The following is a 25,164-nucleotide window of genomic DNA, read 5'->3' as shown; positions in this document are numbered from 1 at the left end:
TGCGCCGGTGTTCGCGGCTGAAGCCGCTCCCACAGGTGTAGTGTCAACTCGAAGCCAACGCAGTACCTGTGGGAGCGGGTTTACCCGCGAAGCAGGCGACGCGGAGGATGGCACCGGCTTTGCCGGTGTTCGCGGCCACGGCCGCTCCTACAGGTGTAGCGTCACCTTGAAGCCAGCGCAGTACCTGTGGGGGCGGGTTTACCCGCGAAGCAGGCGACGCGGAGGATGGCACCGGCTTTGCCGGTGTTCGCGGCCACGGCCGCTCCCACAGGTGTAGTGTCAACTCGAAACCAGCGCAGTACCTGTGGGAGCGGGCATGCCCGCGAAGCAGGCGACGCGGAGGATGGCACCGGCTTTGCCGGTGTTCGCGGCCACGGCCGCTCCCACAGGTGTAGTGTCAACTCGAAGCCAGCGCGGTACCTGTGGGAGTCCGGCTTGCCGGCGATGGGCTGCGCAGCAGCCCCAATGAGGCTAACCGAAAGGCTTCAGGCCTTAGTGCGAGTGCTTGGGCACCGCCGCCCCGCGGCATCCGACCAGGAAGTCGAAGTCGCAACCTTCGTCGGCCTGCATGACGTGGTCCAGGTACAGCCTGGCGTAACCACCGCTGATCAGCTGCGGCGGGGCTTGCAGGTCGGCCAGGCGGCCGGCCAGTTCCTGGTCGGAAATGTCCAGGTGCAGGCGGCCTTCCTTGCAATCCAGCTCGATCCAGTCGCCTTCGCGCACAGCGGCCAATGGCCCGCCAGCTGCCGCTTCCGGCGCCACGTGCAGTACCACGGTGCCGTAGGCAGTGCCGCTCATGCGGGCATCGGAAATGCGCACCATGTCGGTCACGCCCTGGGCCAGCAGCTTGGCCGGCAGGCCCATGTTGCCGACCTCGGCCATGCCCGGGTAACCCTTGGGCCCGCAGTGCTTCATCACCAGCACGGAACTGGCGTCCACCTCCAGCTCGGGGTCGTTGATGCGTGCCTTGTAGTCGTCGAAGTTTTCGAAAACCACGGCGCGGCCACGATGCTGCATCAGCGCCGGGGTGGCGGCTGACGGCTTGAGCACAGCACCCTTGGGCGCCAGGTTGCCGCGCAGGATGCAGATGCCGCCATCGGCCACCAGCGGCTTGTCGATCGGGCGGATCACCTCCTCGTCATACAGCGGTGCGGCCTGGCAGTTGTCCCACAGGCTCTTGCCGTTGGCAGTCAGCGCGGCAGGGTTGGGCAGCAGGCCGTGTTCGCCCAGGCGGCGAATGACCGCAGGCAGGCCGCCGGCGTAGTAAAACTCTTCCATCAGGAAACGGCCCGAGGGCTGCAGGTCGACCAGGGTTGGCGTACCGCGGCCGATGCGGGTCCAGTCTTCCAGCTGCAGGTCCACGCCGATGCGCCCGGCAATGGCCTTGAGGTGAATCACCGCGTTGGTCGAGCCACCGATGGCGGCGTTGACGCGGATGGCGTTCTCGAAGGCTTCGCGGGTGAGGATTTTCGACAGGCGCAGGTCTTCGCGCACCATGTCGACAATGCGCATGCCCGACAGGTGGGCCAGCACGTAGCGGCGTGCATCCACCGCCGGAATGGCGGCGTTGTGCGGCAGCGAGGTGCCCAGCGCTTCGGCCATGCAGGCCATGGTCGAGGCGGTGCCCATGGTGTTGCAGGTACCTGCCGAGCGCGACATGCCGGCCTCGGCCGAGAGGAACTCGTTGAGGTCGATCTGGCCGGCCTTGTAGGCCTCGTGCATCTGCCAGACGATGGTGCCGGCGCCAATGTCCTTGCCTTTGTGCTTGCCGTTCAGCATCGGCCCGCCGGTAACCACGATCGCCGGCACGTCACAGCTCGCCGCGCCCATCAGCAGCGCCGGGGTGGTCTTGTCACAGCCGGTCAGCAGCACCACGGCGTCCACCGGGTTGCCACGGATCGCTTCCTCCACATCCATGCTCGCCAGGTTGCGGGTGAGCATGGCGGTGGGGCGCAGGTTGGACTCGCCGCTGGAAAACACCGGGAACTCCACCGGGAAGCCGCCAGCCTCAAGCACCCCCTTCTTGACGTGTTCGGCAATCTTGCGGAAGTGCGCGTTGCACGGGGTCAGCTCCGACCAGGTGTTGCAGATGCCGATGATCGGCTTGCCCTGGAATTCGTGGTCCGGAATGCCCTGGTTCTTCATCCAGCTGCGGTACATGAAACCGTTCTTGTCAGCGGTGCCGAACCATTGGGCGGAGCGCAGAGGGCGTTTGAGATCAGACATGGGGATACCTAATTAGTATTACTATTTGTCGTTGTGTTGTCGAATGTACTGAGAAAAATGGCCTATGTGAAGGCTTGTTGATTTAAATAGTAATACTATAAGATCGTTCACCCAGGTCAGAGGTCTGCCAAAAAGTCCCCGGCCGGTGCTGTACCCATTACAAGAACAATTGGAGACATCGCCATGATTCAGGAGCAGCGGCTCGTCCGCCTGATCACACTGAAACTCATCCCTTTTCTGGTACTGCTTTACCTGGTGGCCTATGTCGACCGTTCCGCGGTGGGCTTCGCCAAGCTGCACATGGGCGCCGACATCGGCCTGGGTGACGCTGCCTACGGCCTTGGTGCCGGGCTCTTCTTCATTGGTTATTTCCTGTTCGAGGTGCCGAGCAACCTGTTGCTCGACCGCTTCGGCGCGCGCCGCTGGTTCGCCCGCATCCTGGTCACCTGGGGCGCGATCACCGTCGGCATGGCCTTCGTCACCGGGCCCAACGGCTTCTACGTGATGCGCTTTCTGCTGGGGGCGGCCGAGGCGGGCTTCTTCCCGGGCGTGCTGTACTACATCACCCAGTGGTACCCGGTGCGCCATCGCGGCAAGATCCTCGGCTTCTTCATCCTCTCCCAGCCGCTGGCAATGCTGATCACCGGGCCGCTCTCGGGCGCGCTGCTGGGGCTCGATGGCATCTACGGCCTGCATGGCTGGCAATGGCTGTTCATCTGCATCGGTACCCCGGCAGTGCTGCTGGCCTGGCCGACCTTGCGTCTGCTGCCGGACAGCCCGGCCAAGGTGCGCTGGCTCAGCGACGAGCAACGCAGCTGGCTGCAGGAACAACTGGCCAACGACCTGCGCGAGTTCGGCCAGACCCGCCATGGCAATCCGCTGCATGCCTTGAAGGACGGCCGGGTGTTGCTGCTGGCGCTGTTCTATCTGCCGGTGACCCTGAGCATCTACGGCCTTGGCCTTTGGCTACCCACGCTGATCCATCAGTTCGGCGGCAGTGACCTGGTTACCGGTTTCGTTTCGGCCGTGCCTTACCTGTTCGGCATCATCGGCCTGCTGATCGTGCCGCGTAGCTCCGACCGCCTGAACGACCGCTACGGCCACCTCGGCCTGCTTTACGCCCTGGGTGCAATCGGCCTGTTCCTCAGTGCCTGGTTGAGCGTACCCGCCATGCAGCTGGCGGCGCTGTGCCTGGTGGCGTTTGCGTTGTTCTCCTGCACCGCCATTTTCTGGACCTTGCCGGGCCGGTTCTTCTCCGGGGCCAGCGCCGCAGCCGGCATCGCCTTGATCAACTCGATCGGCAACCTCGGCGGCTACCTGGGCCCGTTCGGTATCGGCGCGCTCAAGGAGCACACCGGGCAACTTTCGTCGGGGCTGTATTTCCTGGCCGTGGTGATGCTGTTCGGGCTGTTGCTCACCGGGGTTGTCTACAACCGCCTGGAGCGCCGCCAGCGCCTGGCTTCCACGCGGGCAGCCGAGGCCTCCCGCTAATTTCCGCAACCGAGAAGCGAGCACAAACATGCGATTGATTCAATTTGAAACCGCCACCGGCGAGCGCTGCGTGGGCGTGGTGGAAGGCGATTACGCCCTGCAAGTGCAGGGCGCTGGGAGCACCCGCGAGCTGGCCCTGCAAGCCATTGCCGCCGGCCGTGACCTGGCCGCTGAAGTGCAGGCTGCCGGCCTGGGCGAGCGCCACGATTACCTGGCCCTGCTGGCCGAAGGCCGCGTGTTGCCGCCACTGGACCACCCGGACCCGGCACACTGCCTGGTCACCGGCACCGGGCTGACCCACCTGGGCAGCGCCGCTACGCGCGACAAGATGCATCAGCAGCAGGCCGAAGGCGCGGTGACCGACAGCATGCGCATGTTCCAGTGGGGCCTCGATGGCGGTCGGCCGCCGGCAGGCGAAGAGGGCGCCCAGCCGGAGTGGTTCTACAAGGGCGACGGTGGCATCGTCGTGCGCCCTGGCGCCGACCTGCCGCTGCCGGCGTTCGCCGAGGATGCCGGCGAGGAGCCGGAGCTGGTCGGGCTGTACCTGATCGGTGCCGACGGCACGCCCTACCGCCTTGGCTACGCATTGGGCAACGAGTTTTCCGACCATGTGATGGAGCGGCGCAACTACCTGTACCTGGCCCATTCCAAGCTGCGCGCCTGCAGCTTCGGCCCAGAGCTGCGCCTGGGTGCGCTGCCGGCCCACCTGGAAGGCACCAGCCGCATCCTGCGCGACGGGCAGGAGCTGTGGCGCAAGCCGTTCCTGTCGGGCGAGCAGAACATGTGCCACAGCTTCGAGAACCTCGAGTTCCACCACTTCAAGTACACCCAGTTCCTGCGCCCCGGCGATATCCACGTGCATTACTTCGGCACCGCCACGCTGTCGTTCGCCGACGGCATCCAGGCGCGGCCGGGCGACACCTTCGAAGTCAGCCTCGACGCCTTTGGCCAGCCGCTGCGTAATGGCATTGCAGCAGCACCCGCGCAGGTACGCCCCGGGGTGGTGAAAAGCCTTTGAGCAGTCAGGCGAGCAGTGTGTCAGGTTCGCCCGCATACCTGTGGGAGCGGCTTTAGCCGCGAAGGGCCCGGCGCGGTGCATGGCACCGGCTGCGCCGGTGTTCGCGGCTGAAGCCGCTCCCACAGGGGCCCTGCTGACAGGGCGGGGCATGTGCACTCCATGGCTGACATGAACCTTTGAATCTTCTTTCCTCATTACAGGAGCCAACCATGACCGGATGCAATTTCATTGGCGGCCAGCGCAGCGCTGCCGGCAGCGTGCGCCTGCAAAGCCTCGATGCGCGTACCGGCGAAGCCTTGCCGCAGGCCTTTGCCCAGGCCACCCCGGAAGAGGTGGACGCCGCCGCGCAGGCTGCCGAAGCGGCCTTCGCCGAATACAACGCCCTGGCGCCGCAGCGCCGTGCGCAGTTCCTCGATGCCATTGCCGACCAGCTGGATGCGCTGGACGACACCTTTGTCGCCACCGTGTGCCGCGAAACCGCACTGCCGGCCGGGCGCATCCAGGGCGAACGCGCGCGTACCAGCAACCAGATGCGCCTGTTCGCCACGGTGCTTCGTCGTGGCGACTACCTGGGGGCGCGCATCGACCGTGCACAACCCCAGCGTCAGCCGCTGCCGCGCCCCGACCTGCGCCAATACCGCACCGGCGTCGGCCCGGTAGCCGTGTTCGGCGCCAGCAATTTCCCGCTGGCCTTCTCCACCGCCGGCGGTGACACCGCCGCAGCGCTGGCCGCCGGCTGCCCGGTGGTGGTGAAGGCGCACAGCGGCCACATGGCCACGGCCGAGCAGGTGGCCGAGGTGATCGAGCGCGCAGTGGTCGCCACCGGCATGCCCGCCGGCGTGTTCAACATGATCTACGGTGCCGGTGTCGGCGAAGCGCTGGTCCGCCACCCGGCGATTCAGGCGGTGGGCTTTACCGGCTCGCTCAAGGGCGGCCGTGCCCTGTGCGAGCTGGCTGCGGCGCGCCCGCAGCCGATCCCGGTGTTTGCCGAAATGAGCAGCATCAACCCGGTGCTGGTCTTGCCAGCGGCGTTGCAGGCCAGGGGCGAGCAGGTGGCCAGGGAACTGGCCGGTTCGGTGGTGCTGGGCTGCGGGCAGTTCTGCACCAACCCCGGACTGGTCATTGGTATTGCCGGCGAAGCGTTCAGCACCTTCCTCAGGGCCCTTGGCGCGCAACTGGCCGACCAGCCCGGGCAGACCATGCTCAATGCCGGCACCTTGCGCAGCTATAGCCAAGGTGTGCAACGCCTGCACCAGCACCCGGGCGTGCGCCATCTGGCCGGTGCCGAGCAGGCGGGTGACCAGGCCCAGGCACAGCTGTTCCAGGCCGATGTGAGCTTGCTGCTGAACGGTGACGCACTGCTTCAGGAAGAGGTCTTCGGGCCTGCCACGGTGGCCGTCGCAGTAGCCGACGAAGCTGAACTGCGCCGCGCCGTGCAAGCCTTGCATGGGCAACTGACCGCAACCCTGATTGCCGAGCCGGAGGACTTCCAGCGCTTCGCCGCGCTGGTGCCGGTGCTGCAACGCAAGGCCGGGCGCCTGCTGGTCAACGGTTACCCGACCGGCGTTGAAGTGTGCGATGCGATGGTGCATGGCGGGCCGTACCCGGCCACGTCCGATGCTCGTGGCACGTCAGTCGGTACCTTGGCCATCGACCGCTTCCTGCGCCCGGTTTGCTACCAGGACTACCCGGACGCGCTATTGCCCGATGCCCTGAAAAACGCCAACCCGCTGGGCCTGCAACGCCTGGTCGACGGCCAGCACAGCCGCGAGGCGCTGGCCTGACGCCAGCCCTGTCGAGGAAGAGATGCAGGACGTGGAGGCCAACAATTCGGTTTCTGCCGAGCATCCGCAACCTCGCTGAGGCGACTTGCCCGGAAACGAATGCGGTTCACAGCTTTCTTGTGAGGTATGCAGCCACGAGTTCCGATCCCACTTCACCAGACCCGGCCCTGACGACCCGCTCATGAACGAGGAAAAGGGTGGTGCTTGGCAAGAGGACGACAGCCTGGCTGATGACGGCAGGCAGAGCGTGGAGCAGCCAGCAGTGGACCAGGTTCAGCGCAGGGAATGACCATTGACAGGCCAACGCCCCTGTGGGAGCGGGTTTACCCGCGAAGAATCCAACGCGGTGTATGGCACCGGCTTCGCCGGTGTTCGAGGGTGAACCCGCTCCCACAGGGCGCTTTCTTGAGTGAGCGACCTCAGGTACCGCCACTGGCTATCTCCCGAGCAACCCAACCCTTGAACGCCTCCGCCACCGGCGATGGGTGCATCGCACCTGATTGGGCCAGCACCACTTTTTGCGGTGATACCTCTTCCAGTAATGGCCGGCACAACAGCGGTGTACCGTCATAGCAGTGGTCCCCGGCGGGCCGGGTGCATGACAGGGCAACCCCGTAGCCATGCGCGACCAGGCCCCGTTGCATCTCGAAGGTCTGGGTAAATTGCTGAGTGCGCGGTTGCAGGTTATGCGCCCAAAACAGCGAAAGAAAATACTCACGCGTTTGTGCGATGTCCTCAAGAATCAAACACTCTTGCGCCAGCTCATGCAGCGGTATCGCTGCCAGCTGGGCCAGGCGATGGTCAGTAGCGATGAGTGCGTAGGGTTTCAGCTCAGCCAGTACCTGGCGCGGCAGCGAGGGATCGAGGCCTATGTCATACGTCAGCGCGAGCTCGGCCTTGCCGGCGCTCAGGTGGCGGTGTACGTCTGCCAGGTCAGTCTCGAACAGCGTGACCTCCACATCGGGATACTGCTTGCGAAAACTCGATAGCAGCCGCGGCGCGTAATAGGGGCCCAAGTCCTGAAAGCAGATAAGCGACAGGTTGCCGCGCAGCGAGCCTCGCGTGGCATCCGCGTTTTGATTCATGGCAATGGCCATGCCGATGATATCGCGTGCCTGGGCCAGTAAACGCGTGCCTGCTGACGTCAGCTCCAGCCCGCGGCTGACCTGGCGCCGGAACAGCCGCTCGTTCAGCGCCTCTTCAAGCTGGGCAATCGCAACCGAAACCGATGGCTGCGAAACGTGCCGGGCTCGCGCCGCAGCGCTGATGCTGCCGTGTTCGGCCACGGCGACGAAGTACTCGAGCTGTCTGAACGAGAACCCTATCATCTTTTCCTATACTCGGGATTAGGAAATATATTCTTTTCCTATCGTAGCTGAAAAGCAATACTCGCGGTGCACCTTGCTTGTTCCGCTTGATACTTGGCAGTGGTGCTGTTGCCCAATAAAAAGACCAAAGGGTGCTTATGAAACAGACCGCCGAATTTCAATTAAGTGAAGAAACCATCGAGGCTTTCCAGCGCGATGGTGCCGTCTGCGTACGTAATTTGTTCACGCCGGAAGAAGTTGCACTGCTCGAAACCGGCATCGAACAGAACCTGAAAGCCCCAAGCGAGCGCGCTAAAGTGGCGAGCCGCCCTGATGACCCGGGTTGGTTCTTTGAAGACTTCTGTAATTGGAGTGATATTCCGGCCTATCGCCAGTTCATCTTTGAAAGCCGGGTGGGTAGCGTTGCAGCGCAACTCATGAACAGCGAGACAGCCCGGCTTTATCACGATCACCTGCTGGTCAAGGAACCCAACACGCGCCAGCGAACGCCCTGGCATCAGGACCAGCCCTATTACAACATCGACGGGCGCCAGAACTGCAGCATGTGGATGCCCGTCGACCCGGTCTCGAGAGCGTCCACCCTTGAATTCGTGGGGGGCTCGCACCTTGGGCCATGGCTGATGCCACGCAGCTTCCTCGACAGCCAGGCGCAATGGTTCCCCGAAGGCAGCCTTGCGGACTTGCCGGATATCGAGGCCGATCGCAGCGCCTGGAACATCCTCGGCTGGGCGCTCTCCCCAGGCGACGCGGTGTTCTTCCACATGCTCACCTTGCACGCCTCTGGCGGTGTCGGGGGCAATCGCCGGCGTCGAGCCTTCTCGGTGCGTTTCCTGGGCGATGACATCACTCACGCACCGCGCCAGTGGAAAACCTCGCCACCGTTTCCTGACCTGGAAACGCAACTGGCCAGCGGTGCCGAAATGAACCACGAACTGTTTCCGGTGCTGTGGCCAAGGGCTTGATGATTGGAATAATGCGTGCCTGATAAAACCGCACGGCATTAGCGTTGTGCGGACCTGATAATAAAACCAAGAAGGTATCTATGAGCGCTCAATCTTCACATCAGTTGAAGCGGGGTCTCTCTACCCGGCATATTCGTTTCATGGCGTTAGGTTCTGCTATCGGTACCGGGCTGTTTTATGGCTCGGCATCGGCAATCAAATTGGCAGGGCCTTCAGTTCTGCTGGCCTATATGATCGGTGGCGCAGCCATTTACATGATGATGCGCGCCCTTGGCGAAATGGCGGTTCATAACCCGGTGTCAGGTTCGTTCGGCCACTATGCCAGCCAGTACCTGGGGCGCTACTTTGGCTTTCTGACCGGTTGGAGCTACGCGTTCTCGATGTTGGTGGTGTGCCTGGCAGACGTGACGGCCTTTGGCGTTTACATGGGGCTGTGGTTCCCTGAAACACCCGCGTGGATTTGGGTACTTGGGATCGTCTTCTTCATCGGGGCACTGAACCTGTGCAGCGTGAAAGTGTTCGGGGAGATGGAGTTCTGGCTGTCGTTGCTGAAGGTGACCGCGATCGTTGCCATGATTGTGGCAGGCGCGGCAGTGCTGCTACTGGGTATCCAGTTGAATGACGAGGCAGGCACGGTTGCCGGAATCTCGAACCTGTGGAGCCACGGCGGGTTCTTCCCTAATGGCGTCAGTGGAATGATCGCTTCCTTCACTGTCGTGATGTTCGCCTTTGGCGGGGTCGAAATGATCGGCATCACCGCAGGCGAGGCAAGGGACCCGAAGCGCGTGCTACCCAAGGCTATCAACTCGGTGCCTCTGCGTATCCTGCTGTTCTACATTCTTACCCTGTTCGTACTCATGGCCATTTACCCTTGGACCAGCATTGGCAGCCACGGTAGCCCGTTCGTGCAGATCTTCAGTGGTCTTGGCATCAGTTCAGCGGCAACCGTGTTGAACATCGTGGTCATTTCAGCGGCTGTTTCGGCAATCAACAGCGACATCTTCAGCGCTGGGCGCATGATGTACGGCATGGCTCAGGACGGCCAGGCACCTGCCGGTTTCGCATCGTTGTCGCGTTTCGGTGTGCCGTGGATGACGGTTGCAGTGATGGGCGTTGCGCTGCTTCTGGGCGTGGTATTGAACTACCTGGTGCCAGAAGACTTGTTCCTGGTGCTCGCTGCGGTGGTCACGTTCTCCATTGTCTGGGTCTGGTTGATGATCCTGCTTTCTCAGGTGGCCATGCGGCGCGGCATGAGCAAGGAGGAGGCGGCTGCACTGGATTATCGTGTGCCACTGTGGCCGGTAGGGCCGGCTTGCGCGATTGCTTTCATGGTATTCATTTTTGGCGTGCTCGGTTGGTTCCCGGCCAGCCGCACAGCCATGTATGTCGGGGTTGGCTGGTTGGTGCTGCTATCCCTGGGTTACTGGTTGTGGGGTGTGCGTGCGCCACGACAAGTGTCGGCCAACGCTTGAGGCATTGAACCGTCAGCGTCCGGCAAGGGACTGCCGCGACGCGTCTCCGATGCATGGCCAGGCGTATACCTTCAAACCACTTCGGGTCACGATCGAGTGGGGCGTTCAATTGCCCGTGCGGGGATCGGGGTAGACATCACGATGGACGTTCGCGTCTCTCCATAGATGTTGATCTTTTCGATCAGCCGCTCCAAATCGCTCATGCTGGCGGCGACCACACGGAAGATGTAGGAGTCTGCCCCTGTTATGTGATGGCACTCCAGCACTTCCGGTATCGACCCTAGCAGCTTGAGGAATTTTGCCTTGGCCGGTTGGGGTACTGTCATGGCCAATATGGCCCCGACCAGATAGCCCGCTTTTATCGGGTTGACCCGCGCCGCATAGCCCTCGATCACTCCCTCTTCCTCAAGGCGCTTGACTCGCTCGGTGACGGCTGGCACCGAGAGGTGGACGTGCCGTGCAAGCTCTGTATAGGTCATGCGACCGTTGCCCTGAAGGCGATCAAGGATTTTCCAGTCAATGTCATCCATGTGGCTTAATTCCTTAGGTAAAAGACGAATCTTCCTTAGAAAACCCATTCTGCCCCACCCAAGCCATGCCTACCATGCCTCCATGATCGACGCGTACCGTATGGAGGGGCTCATGTTGTTCATCAAGGCGCTTGTCATTGGCTTTTCAATCGCTGCACCCGTCGGCCCGATTGGCCTGCTCTGCGTCCAGCGGAGCCTGAAGCGTGGCTTTCGTTCAGGACTTGCGACAGGGTTGGGGGCTGCAACCGCCGACGCTCTCTATGGGGTGCTCGGGGCAGTCGGTATTACCGGGGTGGCCCTGTCTGCTCCGTCGCTGGCAATGCTTCTGAAGGTGGTTGGTGGTGCGTTCCTGATGTGGCTGGCCTGGGGTATTGCCCGCGACGCGCTGAAACCCAAGCATGCAGCAGTGGTGGCAGCCTCTACGGCAGTCACTCGCGACTTCCTGGCAGCGTTCGGGTTAACCCTGTCCAACCCCATGACAATATTGGCCTTCATTGCCATTTTTGCGGTACTCGACCCGCTGTCCGGCGAGCCGCAGGCGGGTGAAGCAATGTGGTTTGGCACCTGCTCAATGCTGGCTGGAGTCTTCTTGGGATCTGCTGCGTGGTGGCTGTGCCTGAGTGGGCTGACGGCGGCTTTACGCAAGAAGATGTCCGTCTCGTTCATGCGGGTCATCTCTGCAATGTCTGCAGTCGCTATCGGCACCTTTGGCTTTGCCCAGGTGGTCATCGGGTTGCGCCTGGTCTTGTAGCAGATGTCGAACAAATGCCTGCAAGCCACTCAGCCCGTGTCATCTCCCATATTTCGACGCGCATCTGCCCGCAGACAAAATCACCGTCCCGCACGCCCACCATGCGCATGCCTTCATTCTCTGAGACCCTGCGGGACGCGTGGTTGGCAACCGCTTTGGGGACCTGCATGAGCGGACGCGACAATGTCTCGAACCAATACGCGTTGATGACCCGACATGCTTCACGCATATAGCCTTTTCCCCACCACTGGGGCGCAAGCCAGAAGCCTCTGTTGTTTCCAGGCTGTTTAAACAAACTGATGCTGCCAATGGTGCACTCGGCGTCGTTGCGCAGGCGGATCATCCAGTGCCATTCACGACACGCTGCCATGGCCGGCAGGGCGACATCACGCACATAGACCAGCGCGCCATCCTCTGGATACGGCCATGGGACACGACGATCCAGATAGCGCACTACCTCCCATTGGGGGAACAACTCCTGGATGATGGGGGCATCCTGCAACTGGAGTGGCGAGAGAACAAGACGATCGGTGAACAGCGTCGGAAGGCGATCCATGGCATTCGTTCCTGGGCATCCGTTTGGCTTTTAATGGTCTGTGATGGATTCGTTGGTGTCGAGCGTTCACTGCCCTTTGGACTGCGCTGTCGCCTGGAGAACTGAATTCGCAAGCGGTCCGCGTACCTGTGGGACCAACTGTCTTGTGCAAGCTTTAAAGGCTTGCGCAGTTTTTGTGGGAGCGGGCGAGCCCGCGAACACCGGCGGAGCCGGTGCCATACACCGCGTTGGCTGTTTCGCGGGCACGCCCGCTCCCACAAGGGAAAGTGACACGCTCTCGAACATTGTTCCCTGTGCGACGGCGCAGTCCAAAGGGCTGGGCAATCTCCCACAGTGTCCCTGCCAATCCAATGAGTCATGTGCAGCGCCATGACAACTGGCTTGCCTGCAATCAGCAGGTGCGCCCGCCGTCGGCACTGGGTAGGGCGCAGGTGAATCAGCCGCGGCTGGCCTCCAGTGCCTGGGCCAGGTCGGCGATGATGTCGTCGCTGTGCTCGATGCCGATCGACAAACGCACCATGTCCCGTGGCACGCCGGCCTTTTCCAGTTCCTCGTCGTTGAGCTGGCGGTGGGTGGTGGAGGCGGGGTGGCAGGCCAGCGACTTGGCGTCGCCGATGTTCACCAGGCGCACCACCAGCTGCAGCGCATCGATGAAGCGCGCACCGGCCGCCTGGCCGCCCTTGATGCCGAACGACAGGATCGACGCCGGCTTGCCACCGGTGTAGCGCCGGGCCAGTTCATGCTCGGGGTGGTCGGGCAGCCCTGCGTACTTCACCCAGGCCACCTGCTCGTGGGCTTGCAGGTAGCGGGCAACCTTCAGCGCGTTCTCGGTGTGGCGCTCCATGCGCAAGGCCAAGGTTTCCAGGCCTTGCAGGATCAGGAAGGCGTTGAACGGCGACAGTGCGGCGCCGGTGTTGCGCAACGGCACCACGCGGCAGCGGCCGATGAAGGCGGCGGGGCCGAAGGCTTCGGTGTAGGTGACGCCGTGGTAGGACGGGTCGGGGGTGTTGAGCAGGGCGAAGCGTTCCTTGTTGTCGGCCCAGGGGAACTTGCCGGAGTCGATGACGATGCCGCCGATGCTGGTCCCGTGGCCGCCGATGTACTTGGTCAGCGAGTGCACGACGATATCGGCGCCATGCTCGAACGGCCGGCACAGCACCGGGGTGGCCACGGTGTTGTCGACGATCAGCGGCACGCCGTGGCGGTGGGCGGCCTCGGCCAGCGCGGCGATATCGACGATATTGCCGGCAGGGTTGCCAATGGACTCGCAGAACACCGCCTTGGTGCGCGAATCGATCAGTGCTTCGAGGGCGGCGATGTCGTCATGGGCGGCGAAGCGGGTGTGGATGCCCATGCGCGGCAGGGTGTGGGCCAGCAGGTTGTAGGTGCCGCCGTACAGCTTGGCCACCGAGACAATGTTGTCGCCGGCCTCGGCGACGGTCTGGATGGCGTAGGTGATGGCCGCCATGCCCGAAGCCACCGCCAGCGCGCCAACCCCGCCCTCCAGGGCGGCCATGCGCTGTTCAAGCACATCGTTGGTGGGGTTCATGATGCGCGAGTAGATGTTGCCGGCCACTTTCAGGTCGAACAGGTCGGCGCCGTGCTGGGTGTCGTCGAAGGCGAAGGAGGTGGTCTGGTAGATCGGTACGGCTACTGCCCGGGTGGTCGGGTCGGGGCTGAAGCCTGCGTGGATGGCGAGAGTTTCCAGCTTCATGCAATCGTTCCTTGAGCGTGGGTGGAAGCGACCAAGCATGCGGCGGTGGGTTGAAGCGGGTCAAGGGCGTCGTGATGGCACCCTTGACCCGTATTTATCCTGCCGTTTCACTGGGCCAGTATGTCGACATACTGACGGTAAAGCGCCTCTTTCTGCGCCGGCGAAAGGTTTTCCGCTGGTACGTACTCGCTGAATATGACCCCGGTATAGTCCGGGAAGCTGGCCTCTGTCAGGCGCTCCAGCGGCAAATTGAGCAGGGCCTCGTCTACGGCCTCGATAAACCTCTCAAGGCTGACTGGCTCGCCCTCACTGCTCAGTTCTACCCACAAGGCGCCCTCTTCAAAGACGGTGCTATCCCACGCGCCCCTGAACAGGTACTGGGCCAGCAGTTGTAGTGCGTGGTCATTCCACAGGCGGTAGGTTTTGTAGTTTTCCTCATACTCATCACACACACGACCGACGATGTCCTGGAATGTCAGCCCCAGCTTGCCGGTGTCGCATCGCAGGCGGAAGCTATCCTCTTCTTGCGCAAACCCGACTTCGTTCTTCACGGGATAAGAGGTGCACAGCTTCAGCGCCACTGCATACGAACTACCGATCAGGCGATCATCATTTCGCCCCATGGCGGCAACGTTTCGCACGATGAGCTTGGCGAGGTAGTCGAGCAGTTCCTTGAAGACATAGTCCCGCTTTTTCCTGGCCCAGGCCTCATCGTAAACAGGCTGGCGACCGTCATACACCACGTTGCCTGGAATGCCAGGCTCAAGCAACCGCTCGAAGCGAACCAGCGGCAAGTCAAGGCCGTAGGCGTCCTCGAAATTGCGCAGCCCTTGTTTGATGCTCTCGATCAGTTGGTCGCGTTCGGCGATCTGATACTCGTCCAGGCCATGATCGGCGCCATGTTTCATTCCATTGCCTCGGTTGTCGAAGGGGCCAGAGTTGGTCGTGCGGCAAAATACTATCACTGAGCCGACCGCGGCAGGATAGCCCTTCAGCGTTGGCAATGCTGCTATCGCAGCCCTTACGTACGCTTGCCGAGGCTGGCATAAATTGGCAATCTGCGTCGCAATATCAAAAAGACATCATGCAGTGCTCCAGGCCCTGTGCATGGACGCTTCGATAAAAGGGATTTCCCATGCCGCACGCTGTAAAAACGATCACCCAGGCGCTGGACGAAGCACGCGCCTTGATGGCCGATTGGGTCGTACCAGAAGGGGCCAGTGACGCTGATACATTGGGTGAGCTCGTCGGGGTGCTGGATAACCGTACCCTGAACAATGCAATGCGCACGCTGTCCGCGCCGTTCCACCAGGGCATCAACCGCAGGCTTCTGGCCCCGCGCTATAAAGTCGCCTTCGACCTGCTGCACAAATACGGGGTGATGGTTGACCCAAGCTCGCTCAGCGATGAAGTCATCGAGCGCCTCTATCCGCGGGTCAACTACCCGCGCTTCAGCTACGGGCAGACCTTGCGTGAATGGAGCGACGCGGTGCTGGGGGAGGGCGAGCAGGTGCAGTTCTTCCTGCCGCAGGCTCCGCGGCGCAATACGCACCTGGCTACCGTGCAGTTCCTCAGTGATGACATTCGCGAGCTGACCGATGCGTTGGTCAAAGCCGCCTGCCCGGCTGATGAGGCAGAGGTGGAAGCCGTTGTCGAAGACAGTGCCTATGAGCCGGAAGTGCGAACGGCAACACCTTCGGATTTCGCCGCCGAGGCACAGGACATTACATCGGGTGCGCGGCGTGGCATCAACACCCTTATTGCTTTGGCTGAGGAAGCCGAGGAACGCTGGTCGCCCGCCATGCGTGAATGCATTGCTGCAGTCAGGAGGGATCACGAGCGGGATGATGAGGCCGACACGCTGGAGGTGATGGTCGAGTTGGTCGACCGCCTCGACAGGCTGGCACGCGAAGCCCGCAGGCTTTTGCAGGAGCGCGGCACAGCCGCAGGGTGATAGCTCATCGTCGTGGAATGTCGTAACGGTGAGCCCGGCAAACCGGTAAATATTTGCACAGTGATACCGACAGCTTGGTTGAACAGATTTAGAGGAATGTTTGATGGAAAGCGAGATTGACATCAACGGGGACACCGAGCTTTTGCAGTTGCTCAGTGACGCCGATCCCGCCGATGTGTCCGTTCTGGTCGACTTCTTGACCGACTCCGGCAAGGGGCGGTTGTCGATGGCAAGTGAAGTCCGAGCAGCACTTGAGTCGGCGAAAAGAAAGAGCAAGTTTTCCCGAGGCGTGCTGTTGCTACTGATTCGTGAGCTTCAGCACTATGGCGGGAACAGCATCGTCAACCTGTTTCGCCGCAATGGGGTTCCTTATGCCGAGATCGTTGCCGATGTGCTTAGCCATGTGGGCGGAACGAGCAGCAAGGACGAGCCGGCGGCGAGCCTGGAACTCAAGGTGCTGGAGAAATTGCTCTCTCAGGCCTGGGAGAAGATGTCGCCGCAAGAACAGGCCGATTTCTCCAAGGGCTTCCAGAACGACACAGGTGTGCTGGGCATATCGTACGCCGCGATTCAGGCAGCCATACGGCGCGGCGGGCCTGCCGCCGTACAGGCCGCGCTTCTGGCAAACAATGCGTTCGCCCGGTTGGCAATGGGCGGGGCTTTGGCCGCTGGTGCCAACATCATCGCGGGGCGTGCAGCCGGGTTGGCATTTGGCCCTGTGGGGGTGGCGCTGACGGGTATTGCAGGGGCTCACACACTGGCGAGCCAGGCCTACCGGGTAACGGTGCCGTGCGTGGTGCAGATTGCCTACATTCGGCAGAAGAATGCACAGGTCACTTGCCCCGCTTGCCATGCGGGTAGTGTCCGGGGCACTAAATTCTGCAGCGAATGCGGCACAGCCTTGGTGCAATGACCGATCCAAACTGAACTGGAGCCCGTGATGGAAAACAACCTCCCAATGCAAAGCGCTCCCACTAGCGAGCCAGCGACCTGGTTGATAGGGCGATCTGCCGAGCAGCCCCTGATGAGTGTCAATCTTGTCACGGAACAACTTGTTCCCGCCGGCGCCGAAAAGGTGGATGCCAGCAAGTTGGGCATCGACCGATTGGCTCCATTGCTGCAAACACTGCCCAATCTGGTCGTCGCTCAGGACGTTGCCCAGTCTCGTTACATGCAAGTGGTCATCGATGGCCCGCTCGCCGCCGCAGCGAATGGGGAGGGCTTCCGGGCCTTCTCGATTCAGGGTGGAAGGATTCGTGAGCATGCGACTTTGTTCGAGCCTGAACGGCTCCAGCAATTGGTCAGCTCTGCTGCGATGTTCCAGATCGCCTCTGCAGTCGTTGCACAAAAGCATCTGGCAGATATCAGTGCCAAGCTCAGCGAGATACAGGCAGGGGTGGAAGGCATTGCCACGTTCCTGGTCGAGGAGCGCAAATCCAAGGTTAAAGGGGCCCTAAAGTACCTTCGACAAGTCACCCCTCTGGTCCTGGCAGGTGAATTGAACCCTGCAATCAGGCAGAAGCTGGAGGACATCGAACTGGATTTGGAGGTGATTAATGACCACGTGGAGGATGAGCTGACCAAGTTGGCCCAGAAGGCCGTGGAACATAAGGCACCAGGCCTGTTCGAGACGACGGCTGGATTGACGGCTGCCTTGAAAAAGATGCAGAGCGAATCCGATGCGCGAGCAGAGGAATGGAAGCTGTGTATGGGAACTCGTCTCGTTGCCTGCCGGCTGTTGAGTTCATTCCCTGGCGAAGCTGCTGTGGTCAAGCACCGTCAGGCGACGCTGGAAAAGGTTGCGGCTGACTTCCTGGGGGAGCGTGGGCAATTGTCCAATTTCAAGCGTGCTGTCCAGGCTCGGGTCAAAGGCCTTACCTCCTACCTGGACTCCCAATCCACAATCCAGGCAAACCGCTTGTCGTTGAGAGAGTGGGAGGAGGATGCGCTGCCATTGTTCATGGCAAGTACGAAAAGCGATATCGGGCAGATGCAGCAATTGCTGGTTGAGCAGCAGTCGCCCGTCGTATTGACGATCGAGATGCGGGGTAATGACGTGGTTGGGGCCTATCAGTCCCCGGCCGCATAAGCCACAACAGTGCGTTCGAAGTTATCGAACGAAAGCCTTGCTGAAGATTGAAAAGGGTGGTGGCAAATGGCTATTTATCATAGTAATCTCGCCATCACTTTGACGTCAAAACGCCATGGGTTTCAAGGATGATCAAGCATTGGATGCGCCAGCGAGGCACTTTGGTAAGCGTGGCTGCGAACACCGCAAGGTCCAGCTTCAAGCACGCCACCTCAGCCATGCGTGCCTGCGACGTCGCCCGCAGTTTGCTCTCGGGCACCTTTCACGTTTCGTTCCCCATCGCATTTTCATCTGAGCACGGCTCCAGTCGGTAAAACGGTCTTCCCCCGCGCTCCATGTCTCTCAGGCTAAATCCATGCACGATAACGCCCCCGGCCAGATTCCGGTGCCACCACGCGCGGCCGATCCATCTTGCAACGCCCCTGCTTTCACCCTGAGGCCCACACGTTTCAGCTTGAAAGATGACCTGGTGCTGTCGGCCAAGACACGGCTACAGCTGGACGAATGTCTGGCGCGCCTGCGCTTTCATCGCACCATCTACCAGGATTGGGGCTTCGCCGCAGTCGACCCGATGGGCATGACTGCCATCCTCAACTTCTATGGCCCACCGGGTACAGGAAAAACCCTGTGCGCTGAAGCGTTGGCGGGTCAGCTTGGGTTACCGTTCATGGCGCTGGGCATTGCCGAACTGGAAAGCAAGTTCATGGGCGATACCGCACGCAATATCCAGGCTGCGTTCGCCCAGGCGACCGAGACCGGCGCCCTGTTGTTTTTCGATGAGGCCGATACCTTGCTCGGCAAGCGTTTGTCTTCGGTTACCCAGGGTGTCGATAACGAGGTCAATGCGATGCGCTCGACGCTGTTGATCGAGCTTGAGCGCTATGAAGGGATTGTTGTTTTCGCCACCAACTTTGCTGGCAATTACGATGAGGCATTTCGCAGCCGAATCGGCTATCACATCGAATTCAACCTTCCAGACCTGGCCGCCCGCGAGCAGTTGTGGTCGCGCTTTCTGGTCGAGCAGATCCCCTTGGGTTCACCCCGCGATTTGCTGTTGAGCGAAGCGGCCATGCAATCCGAGGGGCTGTCCGGACGAGAGATCCGCACCTGCATGCGCCTGGCGTTACCCAAGGTCCTGCTGGCTGCTGAGCAGGAAGGCGGTCCGGCGCAATTGCAGATGGCCCATATTCAGCAGGCCATCGACGAAGTGCAGACCGCCCAACGGCAGGTCGCCATCCCGAATACCCACGCTACCAAGGATGCCAAGCGGGCCAAGGCCCTGCTGGGTATCGACTGACGACATCACGAGGATTGAACAATGGGCTTTTTTTCGGATTGCTGGAGCGCCATCAAGAGCGTTGGTTCAGCGGCGGTAGAGGTGGTGCGCACAACGTTCGACAACGTTCGTGAAAAGGCCAGGGACGCCCTGGACTGGATGGCAACCAAGGCAGAGTCCTTTGTTGGCAAGGTCAAGGAGGTATGGAGCAAGGTCAAGCCCTTCATCGCTAATGTGGTCAGGCCAGCGCTGAAAATTGCTGCCGAATGGGCGACCGTTGCACTGCCGACCTTCCCTTGGGTGGCGACTGCCATACGGGCCTTCGACAAGGCCCTTGAAGCGTTGCTGAACTGGGAAAAGAGCGCGCTGGCCAAGCAGGTAAAAGCTGCTGTCGAGTGGGCCATTGCCAAAGCGAAAATGCTGCGCGATATCTTCTTGAACGACAAGGAAATGGAGCAGGCTGCGGCTCACGAGGAAGTGTTGCGCGAAGCCCGTGAGGACGTGCGCGGCGAAGCTGGCCGTGCCCTCGACCTGGCAACCCTGATTACCCAGTATGCCCAGTTGAGCACGCGTATCCAGCAAGTGCTGGAAAACAACAACATCAGCGATTTCGACCATTACCTGCGCCTGCGCGCTTCGCAAAAGTTGCTCAAGGATACCGAGCAGCGCCTGATTCATGCGCAGGACCTGGAGGCGATCAACCGTGACGATCTGTTCCTGGTAGAGATTGGCGCAGAGTTGCTCAAGGCCAACCCCCTGGTCAGCGATGACCAGGCGGTGCGCCTTGATGAAGTGATCCATGCACGTTTCGGCAAAAAGCTGATTCCGTTCGTCTTCGAAGAGCTGATCATGGCTTGGGGTTGCAACCTCGAACAGCAGGAGAAGGACTGGAAAACGCTCAGTGAGTCGGTGGCCAGGCTCCAGGTTCAAGAGCGCCAGTTGAAGATCAGCCAGAACCTCGGTGAACCCTCTGCCGAAGACAAGGCGACCTTGGCAGAAATTCAAGCTCGCCTGCCTGCCCTCAAGGCACAGATGGATCAGCTGCGCAAGCGCAACCAGGAAATGCGCAACTACGTCTATGCCGCCGAGGGCTTCCTGCAGGTGCTGGAAAAGCAGCCTGAAGACTTTGCCGATGACGCTTACCTGCTCAGTGACAGCCAGGAGGTCGGCATGATCATCATCGACTGCGCTCAACATGGCAAACGCTGGGAAGAACTGACCGAAGATGAGCAGAGCCTGATCATCGACTTCGCCAACATCTTCGAAGAAGCCAGCCGTGAGCGTGCTGGCCGCCTGGTCGAGGTGGCAGCGTGAGTTTTCAGGAGATCCTTACTTTCCTGCTGCCTTCGACGGACCCGCTACAGCTGTTGTTCGCCGGGCTGATCGGCGTACTTTCGCTGGTGACAGTGGTCGCCTTGCAGCTTGGCGCACGGGAGCGGACCTGGGAGCGCAAGTGGAATGGCGGCGGCCAGAATGACCTGGACGTCGAGCACGGCTCGCTGAATGAAATCAGTGCTGCTGTGGCCAGCCCTGGTGAAAAAATGGCCGAGTTCATGCCCGGGATCTTGTTGATCCTGGGGTTGCTGGGTACCTTCCTGGGCCTGGGTATCGCTTTGAACAAGGCGTCGACGATTCTGGTCGAAGCCAACGCCGGGGGTGGCATGGATAACGCCATGGCCAACCTCATGGGCATGATGGAGGGCCTTGGCACCAAATTCAAAACGTCCACCTGGGGCATTCTCGCCTTCTTGCTACTCAAAGCCTATGCGGCCAGCAACGGCTATGAAGAGCGGCGTCTTCGCTGGTGTGTCGGGCAGATGAAGCGTGCCTTCGACAGCAGCCGTCTGCAACGTCAGGAAGAGCGCCAACATGTACAGACGAGGCTGTTTGAGACATTGACTCGTTTTGATGTCAATCTTGCCAGCCAGAACGAGAGCCAGCGGCAGTTGCTGGAGTTGCAGGTACGTCTGCTCAAACTGCATGCCGCAACGACCCAGCAGGCGCTTACGGACAATCGTGCCAGCATCGATGCCTTGCTTGTGCCACTGCAAGCGTCGCTGCACGAACAGCAAACCGGTAACAAGACCCTGCAAGGGCTGTTACAAGAGCAGCAGGCAGCCAACCACAACGTGCTGAAACTGCAAGAGGATCAGTTGTCTGGACACCAGGTTCTGCAGACCCTGGTACAGGAAACCCAGGCAGGTAACCAGATCCGGGATGATGTCCTGCAGGCGCAGCAAGCTGGCAATCAAACACTGCAGGGGCTACTCCAGGAGCAACAGGCAGCCAACCACAATCTGCAGAAGCTGCAAAAGGACCAGTTGGCAGGCAACGAGGTTCTGCAAAACACCGTGCAGGTACAGCAAGTAAACAGCGACTTGCTGAAAACTGCCCTCCCTGTGTTGAGTACCTTGAACAGCACCAGCGAACTGGCGCTGACTACGTTGAGCGGCATCGATACCCGATTGCAACAGCATGGTGAGCAGAATCAGCAGCAGCTTGAAGACGGTCGGGCCACCCGCCAGGCGATGGAACACTTGATTGACAGCAACAGCCGCAACCTCGCTGCGATTTCTGGTGCAGCTGAACAGATGGCCAGTGCCGCCAGCATCATCGGTGCTTCGGCAGGTGACCTGCAGCAAGCCATTGGTGATTTCAAGGAGGGTGTGGCTGGCGTGCTTGGTCACCTCAAGCAAGACCTCGGCGAGACCATTGGCCTGATGGGTAGCAGCTTCACCAACAACATGACACAGATGTCTGCCAGCCTGTCCGAAGCCACACTGGGAATCTCCGCCGCGGTCAACAGCCTGTCGAACAACGTAGGCCAGACCATGGAGGGCATGAAGAAGTCTAACGAGGAGTCGCTGAACCTGCAGCGTAATGCTCATGCCAGCTTCCAGGGCTCCAGTGAAACCTTGCAAGTCAATGTGGAGGGCATGACTCACCTGGTGGGCGACCTGCGTGAGAAAATCCTCTCTGGCCTCAAGGCTGTTTCCGATAGCGGCCGACGAATGGTGGCCCTTGACAGTCGTTACGAATCGATCACGCAGCAGGCCGAATTCGCCGCCAGCGAAATCAAGGAGTTGGTCGCGCAGCTCATGACGATGCAGCACAGCAGTCCGTTGCAACCGGCCATGGATGCATTGACTGCGCGTGTCGACATGATCGGCCGCAATCTGCAAGCGATCGATCAGCGTCTGGATGAGCTGAGCAGTCTGGCCCAACACAGTCAGCAGCGCAGCACCGGCAGTGAAATTACCCAGTCGCTCAGGAAGATCATTGACCAGCTTCATGCCCTCGACCGCCCGCAACCCGTTGCGGCACTGAACGAGGTGGTCGAGTGAAGGTAACCGGCGATGAAAGATAAACCGAATGAATGGGTTTCCATTGCCGACCTGATGGCTGGGGTCATGGCCGTGGTCATGTTGTTGCTGGTGATGGCGGTGTTGCAGAAGAGCTATTCGGACCTCAAGTATCAACAGGAACAGGCTCAGAGCAGTGCCAGCCAGCGGCAGAAAGTCGAGCAGTTGCTCGGCGCGCTGCAGGACTCGCTCAATAGTACTGCCGGTGCCAGCCTGGTGGCCCTTGACCTGGGCGCACAGAAACTGACACTGCGTGACGGGGTGTTCGGTCGCGGCAGTGCATGCATCACCGAGCAGTCCCGCGAAGCCTTCCAGAGCATCGAGGCGGCGGTAACGCAGTTTCTGGCACAGTTTCGGGGTGCGCAGGTGTACATTGAAGGCCACACCGACAACTTGCCAGTGCTGCGACCGGTGACAAACTTCGAAGCCAATTGCACGGTCTACGACGACAATTTCACGCTTTCTGCTGCCCGTGCTCGTGAAGCGCGCAAACTAATCGTCGGTAATCTTGATCCTGTTACTGCAAGACGTGTGGTAGTGGCAGGTTATGGCGACTCACAGCCCATCCCGGGCATAGCGCCGGAGGATGCACAGCAGCGCCGTATCGAAGTCCGCTGGATTACCCCGGAAGAGCCAAAGCCCGGGCCCAATCTGGCGAAATGAAGAAAGCCGGGGTGGCGATGCGAATCGCCAGCCCAGAGCCCTAATGCCAGCCAGCTGAACAGATTTGGGCCGCTTTGCGACCCTTCGCGGCGGTTCGGTGCCCCGACTTGCCCGCTCCCACAGGTACTGCACATCACATCAAATCGGTGCGATCGAAGTGGGAGCAGGCACGTCGAGCGCAGAGTCCGCTGCCGAGCGCTCGCGATTCGCCACCCCAAACGGCACGTGCACCATCGGCAAATCCCCCGCCGGCGACTGCAAATGGCTGCGCTGGTCATCAAAGAACACATGCGGCTTCAGGATCGACAACACCCTGGGCTTTTCCATCCCGCCCAGAAAGAAGCACTCGTCCGGCGATACGCCCCAGTCCTTCAACGTCGTCACCACCCGCTCATGCGAAGGCGCATTGCGCGCTGTCACGATCGCAATCCGCAGAATCCGTTTGTACGCCGGGTCCTCGGCCAACTTGCGGTCCTCGAGCATGCGAATCAGCGAAAGCTTGCGGTACAGGTCCGCCAACGGCCCCGGCGAATGCGGGATGCCCTTGCGCGCCCGCTCGTGCTCCTGAAACTCGTCCAGGTTGTCGTCGCGCTTGTACACGCGCTCGGCCTCGTCATCGGCAATCACCCCGTCAAAGTCGAAGGCCACCCGCAGTTCGGTGTCGATCTCGTCATCGTAGATGCGTGTCGGCAGTACCCGCCCGGCCGGGTAGTCGGCGTCGATGGCTTTCTGCACATCCTCCTCGTTGGCGCTGAGGAACAGCGAGGCATTGAACGCCGGGATGTACTCGTAGGGCGAGCGGCCCGACATGAACGCCGCGCGGGTGATGTCCAGCTGGTAGTGGCTGATCGAGCGAAACACCCGCAGGCCGGTTTCCGGCGAATTGCGCGACAGCAGCACCACCTCCACCGGCAACTGCTCGGGGAAGGCCTGGTTGATGCTCAGGAAGCGGCGAATGAACGGGAACGCCACGCCCTTGGGGAACGGTTCGTCCAGGTTCTGCTGCTGATGCTGGCGGTAAGCCTCGACGCCCTGGGTCTGGTAGATGTCGTCCGAGACGGTGAGGTCGAACAGCGCACTCGAAGCAACGCCAATGACCAGTTTCTGTTCGATGGGGTAGGGCATGAAACAACTCCTGAGCGTGAGCTGAAGGCAAGTGTACCGCGCGCTTCGCGGCGCTGTCGGCGTCAGATCAGGATGTAGTCGTTACGCACCACCACCGGCTCGTGTGCGCCTTCGACCAGGTGCACGAACTGGCCGGCCACCTGGTCGATCGCCAGGCAATCGTCGACATCCAGCAAGGCATCGGTATGCGGCTTCAGCCAGTCCGCCTGCATGCGTTGCTTGCCCAGGGCCTTGGCCTCGGCCTTGTTGTGGGCGGTGACCAGCAGGTAGCGGTGGGCCTCGCCGAATACCTCGCGTTCGTAGCCACCGAGGTTGATGAAGTACAGGCGCAGCGCACCGGGGGCAGGGGGCTGCTGGCGCAGTTCGATGCGTTGGCCGTCGATACCGTGCACTTCCAGCCACGAATCGATATGCAAACCTCGCGGGCTGCCGAACCAGGCCTGGCGCAATTGCGGGTAGGCCTGTTCGAAGGTGTCGGCCTGGGCGAACACCACATCGTGGACTTCGATCTTGGCGCCGGGGTGGCGGCCTCCGAGCATGACGACGTAAAGCATGGGCGGTCCTTTGCATGGCTGATGTAAAAGTGCGTCATTGTACTGCCTGATTCGCGGATGCCGCTTTCATGGAACTGCACATGACTCATTGAATTGGCAGGGACCCTGTGGGAGCGGCTTTAGCCGCGAACACCGGCGCAGCCGGTGCCATGCACCGCGTTGGCTTCTTCGCGGCTAAAGCCGCTTGTGTCTTGAGAGGGGATTAGAATCTGGAGTGAGAGCGGTGAATGGCAAGCTGAATGCCAGAGGTGCCTTGAGCACGTGTGGGAGCACAAGCTGCCATTCACCGTTCCACTTTGGCGAGAGCCC

Annotated in this window: 21 protein-coding genes; 13 read left to right on the top strand and 8 right to left on the bottom strand. The window is 61.1% G+C overall.

The annotated features are described in order from the left end of the window. Window positions 1–492 precede the first annotated feature (492 nt). The gene (locus J5M71_RS21965; protein WP_207836883.1) at window positions 493–2,226 is read right to left on the bottom strand and encodes an IlvD/Edd family dehydratase; all 1,734 of its coding nucleotides are present in this window, start codon (window positions 2,224–2,226) and stop codon (window positions 493–495) included. Window positions 2,227–2,409: 183 nt separating this feature from the next. Between J5M71_RS21965 and J5M71_RS21960 the strand changes: the two genes are divergently transcribed. From J5M71_RS21960 to J5M71_RS21950, 3 genes are all read left to right on the top strand, one after another. Further along, complete coding sequence (locus J5M71_RS21960; RefSeq protein ID WP_207836880.1) at window positions 2,410–3,717, top strand: MFS transporter; 1,308 nt, start codon at window positions 2,410–2,412, stop codon at window positions 3,715–3,717. 28 nt (window positions 3,718–3,745) lie between these two features. Beyond that, window positions 3,746–4,735, top strand: coding sequence for an AraD1 family protein (gene araD1 / locus J5M71_RS21955; RefSeq protein WP_207836877.1), 990 nt, complete (start codon window positions 3,746–3,748; stop codon window positions 4,733–4,735). 209 nt (window positions 4,736–4,944) lie between these two features. Continuing rightward, window positions 4,945–6,519, top strand: a complete 1,575-nt coding sequence (locus J5M71_RS21950; protein ID WP_207836857.1) for an aldehyde dehydrogenase (NADP(+)) — start codon at window positions 4,945–4,947, stop codon at window positions 6,517–6,519. A 419-nt stretch (window positions 6,520–6,938) separates the two neighbouring features. On the opposite strand, the gene J5M71_RS21945 is transcribed toward J5M71_RS21950, so the two are convergent. Next, window positions 6,939–7,847, bottom strand: coding sequence for a LysR family transcriptional regulator (locus J5M71_RS21945; protein WP_063915112.1), 909 nt, complete (start codon window positions 7,845–7,847; stop codon window positions 6,939–6,941). 137 nt (window positions 7,848–7,984) lie between these two features. Between J5M71_RS21945 and J5M71_RS21940 the strand changes: the two genes are divergently transcribed. Continuing rightward, entirely contained in the window at window positions 7,985–8,809 is an 825-nt protein-coding gene (locus J5M71_RS21940; RefSeq protein WP_207836854.1) for a phytanoyl-CoA dioxygenase family protein, read from the top strand. Between the two features lie 80 nt (window positions 8,810–8,889). Continuing rightward, window positions 8,890–10,281 carry an amino acid permease gene (locus J5M71_RS21935; protein ID WP_207836844.1) on the top strand — a complete coding sequence of 464 codons (1,392 nt, stop codon included), beginning with the start codon at window positions 8,890–8,892 and terminating at the stop codon, window positions 10,279–10,281. Between the two features lie 86 nt (window positions 10,282–10,367). Here the strand turns inward: J5M71_RS21935 and J5M71_RS21930 are convergent, their stop codons facing one another. After that, window positions 10,368–10,811: an Lrp/AsnC family transcriptional regulator gene (locus J5M71_RS21930; RefSeq protein ID WP_207836819.1), complete on the bottom strand. Its 444-nt coding sequence runs from the start codon at window positions 10,809–10,811 to the stop codon at window positions 10,368–10,370. A 112-nt stretch (window positions 10,812–10,923) separates the two neighbouring features. Here J5M71_RS21930 and J5M71_RS21925 point away from each other — a divergent pair, with 112 nt between their 5' ends. Then, on the top strand, window positions 10,924–11,562 hold the full coding sequence (locus tag J5M71_RS21925) for a LysE family transporter (RefSeq protein WP_207836809.1): 639 nt from the start codon (window positions 10,924–10,926) through the stop codon (window positions 11,560–11,562). Here J5M71_RS21925 and J5M71_RS21920 read toward each other — a convergent pair. The 3 genes from J5M71_RS21920 to J5M71_RS21910 all read right to left on the bottom strand — a co-directional run bounded on the left by J5M71_RS21920 (window position 11,537) and on the right by J5M71_RS21910 (window position 14,740). After that, window positions 11,537–12,118 (bottom strand): GNAT family N-acetyltransferase, encoded by a 582-nt coding sequence (locus J5M71_RS21920; protein ID WP_207836795.1) that lies wholly within the window; start codon window positions 12,116–12,118, stop codon window positions 11,537–11,539. The two genes, J5M71_RS21925 and J5M71_RS21920, sit on opposite strands and share 26 nt — an antisense overlap. A gap of 436 nt (window positions 12,119–12,554) precedes the next feature. Then, entirely contained in the window at window positions 12,555–13,832 is a 1,278-nt protein-coding gene (locus J5M71_RS21915; protein WP_025338571.1) for a bifunctional O-acetylhomoserine aminocarboxypropyltransferase/cysteine synthase, read from the bottom strand. A gap of 107 nt (window positions 13,833–13,939) precedes the next feature. Then, window positions 13,940–14,740: a hypothetical protein gene (locus J5M71_RS21910; protein WP_207836793.1), complete on the bottom strand. Its 801-nt coding sequence runs from the start codon at window positions 14,738–14,740 to the stop codon at window positions 13,940–13,942. Between the two features lie 227 nt (window positions 14,741–14,967). On the opposite strand from J5M71_RS21910, the gene J5M71_RS21905 reads away from it, so the two are divergent. The 7 genes from J5M71_RS21905 (at window position 14,968) to J5M71_RS21875 (ending at window position 23,176) form a co-directional block, all read left to right on the top strand. Continuing rightward, window positions 14,968–15,786: a hypothetical protein gene (locus J5M71_RS21905; RefSeq protein ID WP_233686833.1), complete on the top strand. Its 819-nt coding sequence runs from the start codon at window positions 14,968–14,970 to the stop codon at window positions 15,784–15,786. Window positions 15,787–15,889: 103 nt separating this feature from the next. Further along, window positions 15,890–16,699, top strand: a complete 810-nt coding sequence (locus J5M71_RS21900; RefSeq protein WP_207836791.1) for a ubiquinol-cytochrome C chaperone family protein — start codon at window positions 15,890–15,892, stop codon at window positions 16,697–16,699. 27 nt (window positions 16,700–16,726) lie between these two features. Further along, entirely contained in the window at window positions 16,727–17,875 is a 1,149-nt protein-coding gene (locus J5M71_RS21895) for a hypothetical protein (RefSeq protein ID WP_207836789.1), read from the top strand. 454 nt (window positions 17,876–18,329) lie between these two features. Further along, the gene (locus J5M71_RS21890) at window positions 18,330–19,172 is read left to right on the top strand and encodes an ATP-binding protein (protein ID WP_233686831.1); all 843 of its coding nucleotides are present in this window, start codon (window positions 18,330–18,332) and stop codon (window positions 19,170–19,172) included. 21 nt (window positions 19,173–19,193) lie between these two features. After that, a complete protein-coding gene (locus J5M71_RS21885; RefSeq protein ID WP_207836778.1) occupies window positions 19,194–20,465 on the top strand; it encodes a hypothetical protein in 1,272 nt (423 codons plus the stop codon). Continuing rightward, on the top strand, window positions 20,462–22,495 hold the full coding sequence (locus J5M71_RS21880) for a hypothetical protein (protein WP_207836776.1): 2,034 nt from the start codon (window positions 20,462–20,464) through the stop codon (window positions 22,493–22,495). Before J5M71_RS21885 ends, J5M71_RS21880 begins: the two co-directional genes overlap by 4 nt. A gap of 12 nt (window positions 22,496–22,507) precedes the next feature. Next, window positions 22,508–23,176: an OmpA family protein gene (locus J5M71_RS21875; protein ID WP_207836773.1), complete on the top strand. Its 669-nt coding sequence runs from the start codon at window positions 22,508–22,510 to the stop codon at window positions 23,174–23,176. Window positions 23,177–23,314: 138 nt separating this feature from the next. Here the strand turns inward: J5M71_RS21875 and J5M71_RS21870 are convergent, their stop codons facing one another. Together J5M71_RS21870 and J5M71_RS21865 are read right to left on the bottom strand one after the other, a co-directional pair. After that, window positions 23,315–24,301: a 5'-nucleotidase gene (locus J5M71_RS21870; protein WP_207836770.1), complete on the bottom strand. Its 987-nt coding sequence runs from the start codon at window positions 24,299–24,301 to the stop codon at window positions 23,315–23,317. A gap of 62 nt (window positions 24,302–24,363) precedes the next feature. Then, window positions 24,364–24,855, bottom strand: coding sequence for a DUF1543 domain-containing protein (locus tag J5M71_RS21865; protein ID WP_207836768.1), 492 nt, complete (start codon window positions 24,853–24,855; stop codon window positions 24,364–24,366). Between the last annotated feature and the right edge of the window lie 309 nt (window positions 24,856–25,164).

Source organism: Pseudomonas sp. 43(2021), assembly GCF_017490805.1.
In the GTDB taxonomy this organism is placed as follows: Bacteria; Pseudomonadota; Gammaproteobacteria; order Pseudomonadales; family Pseudomonadaceae; genus Aquipseudomonas.
Note: the sequence above shows the minus strand (reverse complement) of the source record. Positions and strands in the feature narration are given on the sequence as shown.

Coding starts and splice junctions, on each gene's coding strand:
- J5M71_RS21940 (WP_207836854.1), top strand. CDS start 7,985: ATGAAACAGACCGCCGAATTTCAATTAAGTGAAGAAACCATCGAGGCT.
- J5M71_RS21915 (WP_025338571.1), bottom strand. CDS start 13,832: ATGAAGCTGGAAACTCTCGCCATCCACGCAGGCTTCAGCCCCGACCCG.
- J5M71_RS21870 (WP_207836770.1), bottom strand. CDS start 24,301: ATGCCCTACCCCATCGAACAGAAACTGGTCATTGGCGTTGCTTCGAGT.
- J5M71_RS21950 (WP_207836857.1), top strand. CDS start 4,945: ATGACCGGATGCAATTTCATTGGCGGCCAGCGCAGCGCTGCCGGCAGC.
- J5M71_RS21910 (WP_207836793.1), bottom strand. CDS start 14,740: ATGAAACATGGCGCCGATCATGGCCTGGACGAGTATCAGATCGCCGAA.
- J5M71_RS21885 (WP_207836778.1), top strand. CDS start 19,194: ATGGGCTTTTTTTCGGATTGCTGGAGCGCCATCAAGAGCGTTGGTTCA.
- J5M71_RS21895 (WP_207836789.1), top strand. CDS start 16,727: ATGGAAAACAACCTCCCAATGCAAAGCGCTCCCACTAGCGAGCCAGCG.
- J5M71_RS21905 (WP_233686833.1), top strand. CDS start 14,968: ATGCCGCACGCTGTAAAAACGATCACCCAGGCGCTGGACGAAGCACGC.
- J5M71_RS21965 (WP_207836883.1), bottom strand. CDS start 2,226: ATGTCTGATCTCAAACGCCCTCTGCGCTCCGCCCAATGGTTCGGCACC.
- J5M71_RS21960 (WP_207836880.1), top strand. CDS start 2,410: ATGATTCAGGAGCAGCGGCTCGTCCGCCTGATCACACTGAAACTCATC.
- J5M71_RS21945 (WP_063915112.1), bottom strand. CDS start 7,847: ATGATAGGGTTCTCGTTCAGACAGCTCGAGTACTTCGTCGCCGTGGCC.
- araD1 (WP_207836877.1), top strand. CDS start 3,746: ATGCGATTGATTCAATTTGAAACCGCCACCGGCGAGCGCTGCGTGGGC.
- J5M71_RS21865 (WP_207836768.1), bottom strand. CDS start 24,855: ATGCTTTACGTCGTCATGCTCGGAGGCCGCCACCCCGGCGCCAAGATC.
- J5M71_RS21925 (WP_207836809.1), top strand. CDS start 10,924: ATGTTGTTCATCAAGGCGCTTGTCATTGGCTTTTCAATCGCTGCACCC.
- J5M71_RS21875 (WP_207836773.1), top strand. CDS start 22,508: ATGAAAGATAAACCGAATGAATGGGTTTCCATTGCCGACCTGATGGCT.
- J5M71_RS21920 (WP_207836795.1), bottom strand. CDS start 12,118: ATGGATCGCCTTCCGACGCTGTTCACCGATCGTCTTGTTCTCTCGCCA.
- J5M71_RS21900 (WP_207836791.1), top strand. CDS start 15,890: ATGGAAAGCGAGATTGACATCAACGGGGACACCGAGCTTTTGCAGTTG.
- J5M71_RS21930 (WP_207836819.1), bottom strand. CDS start 10,811: ATGGATGACATTGACTGGAAAATCCTTGATCGCCTTCAGGGCAACGGT.
- J5M71_RS21935 (WP_207836844.1), top strand. CDS start 8,890: ATGAGCGCTCAATCTTCACATCAGTTGAAGCGGGGTCTCTCTACCCGG.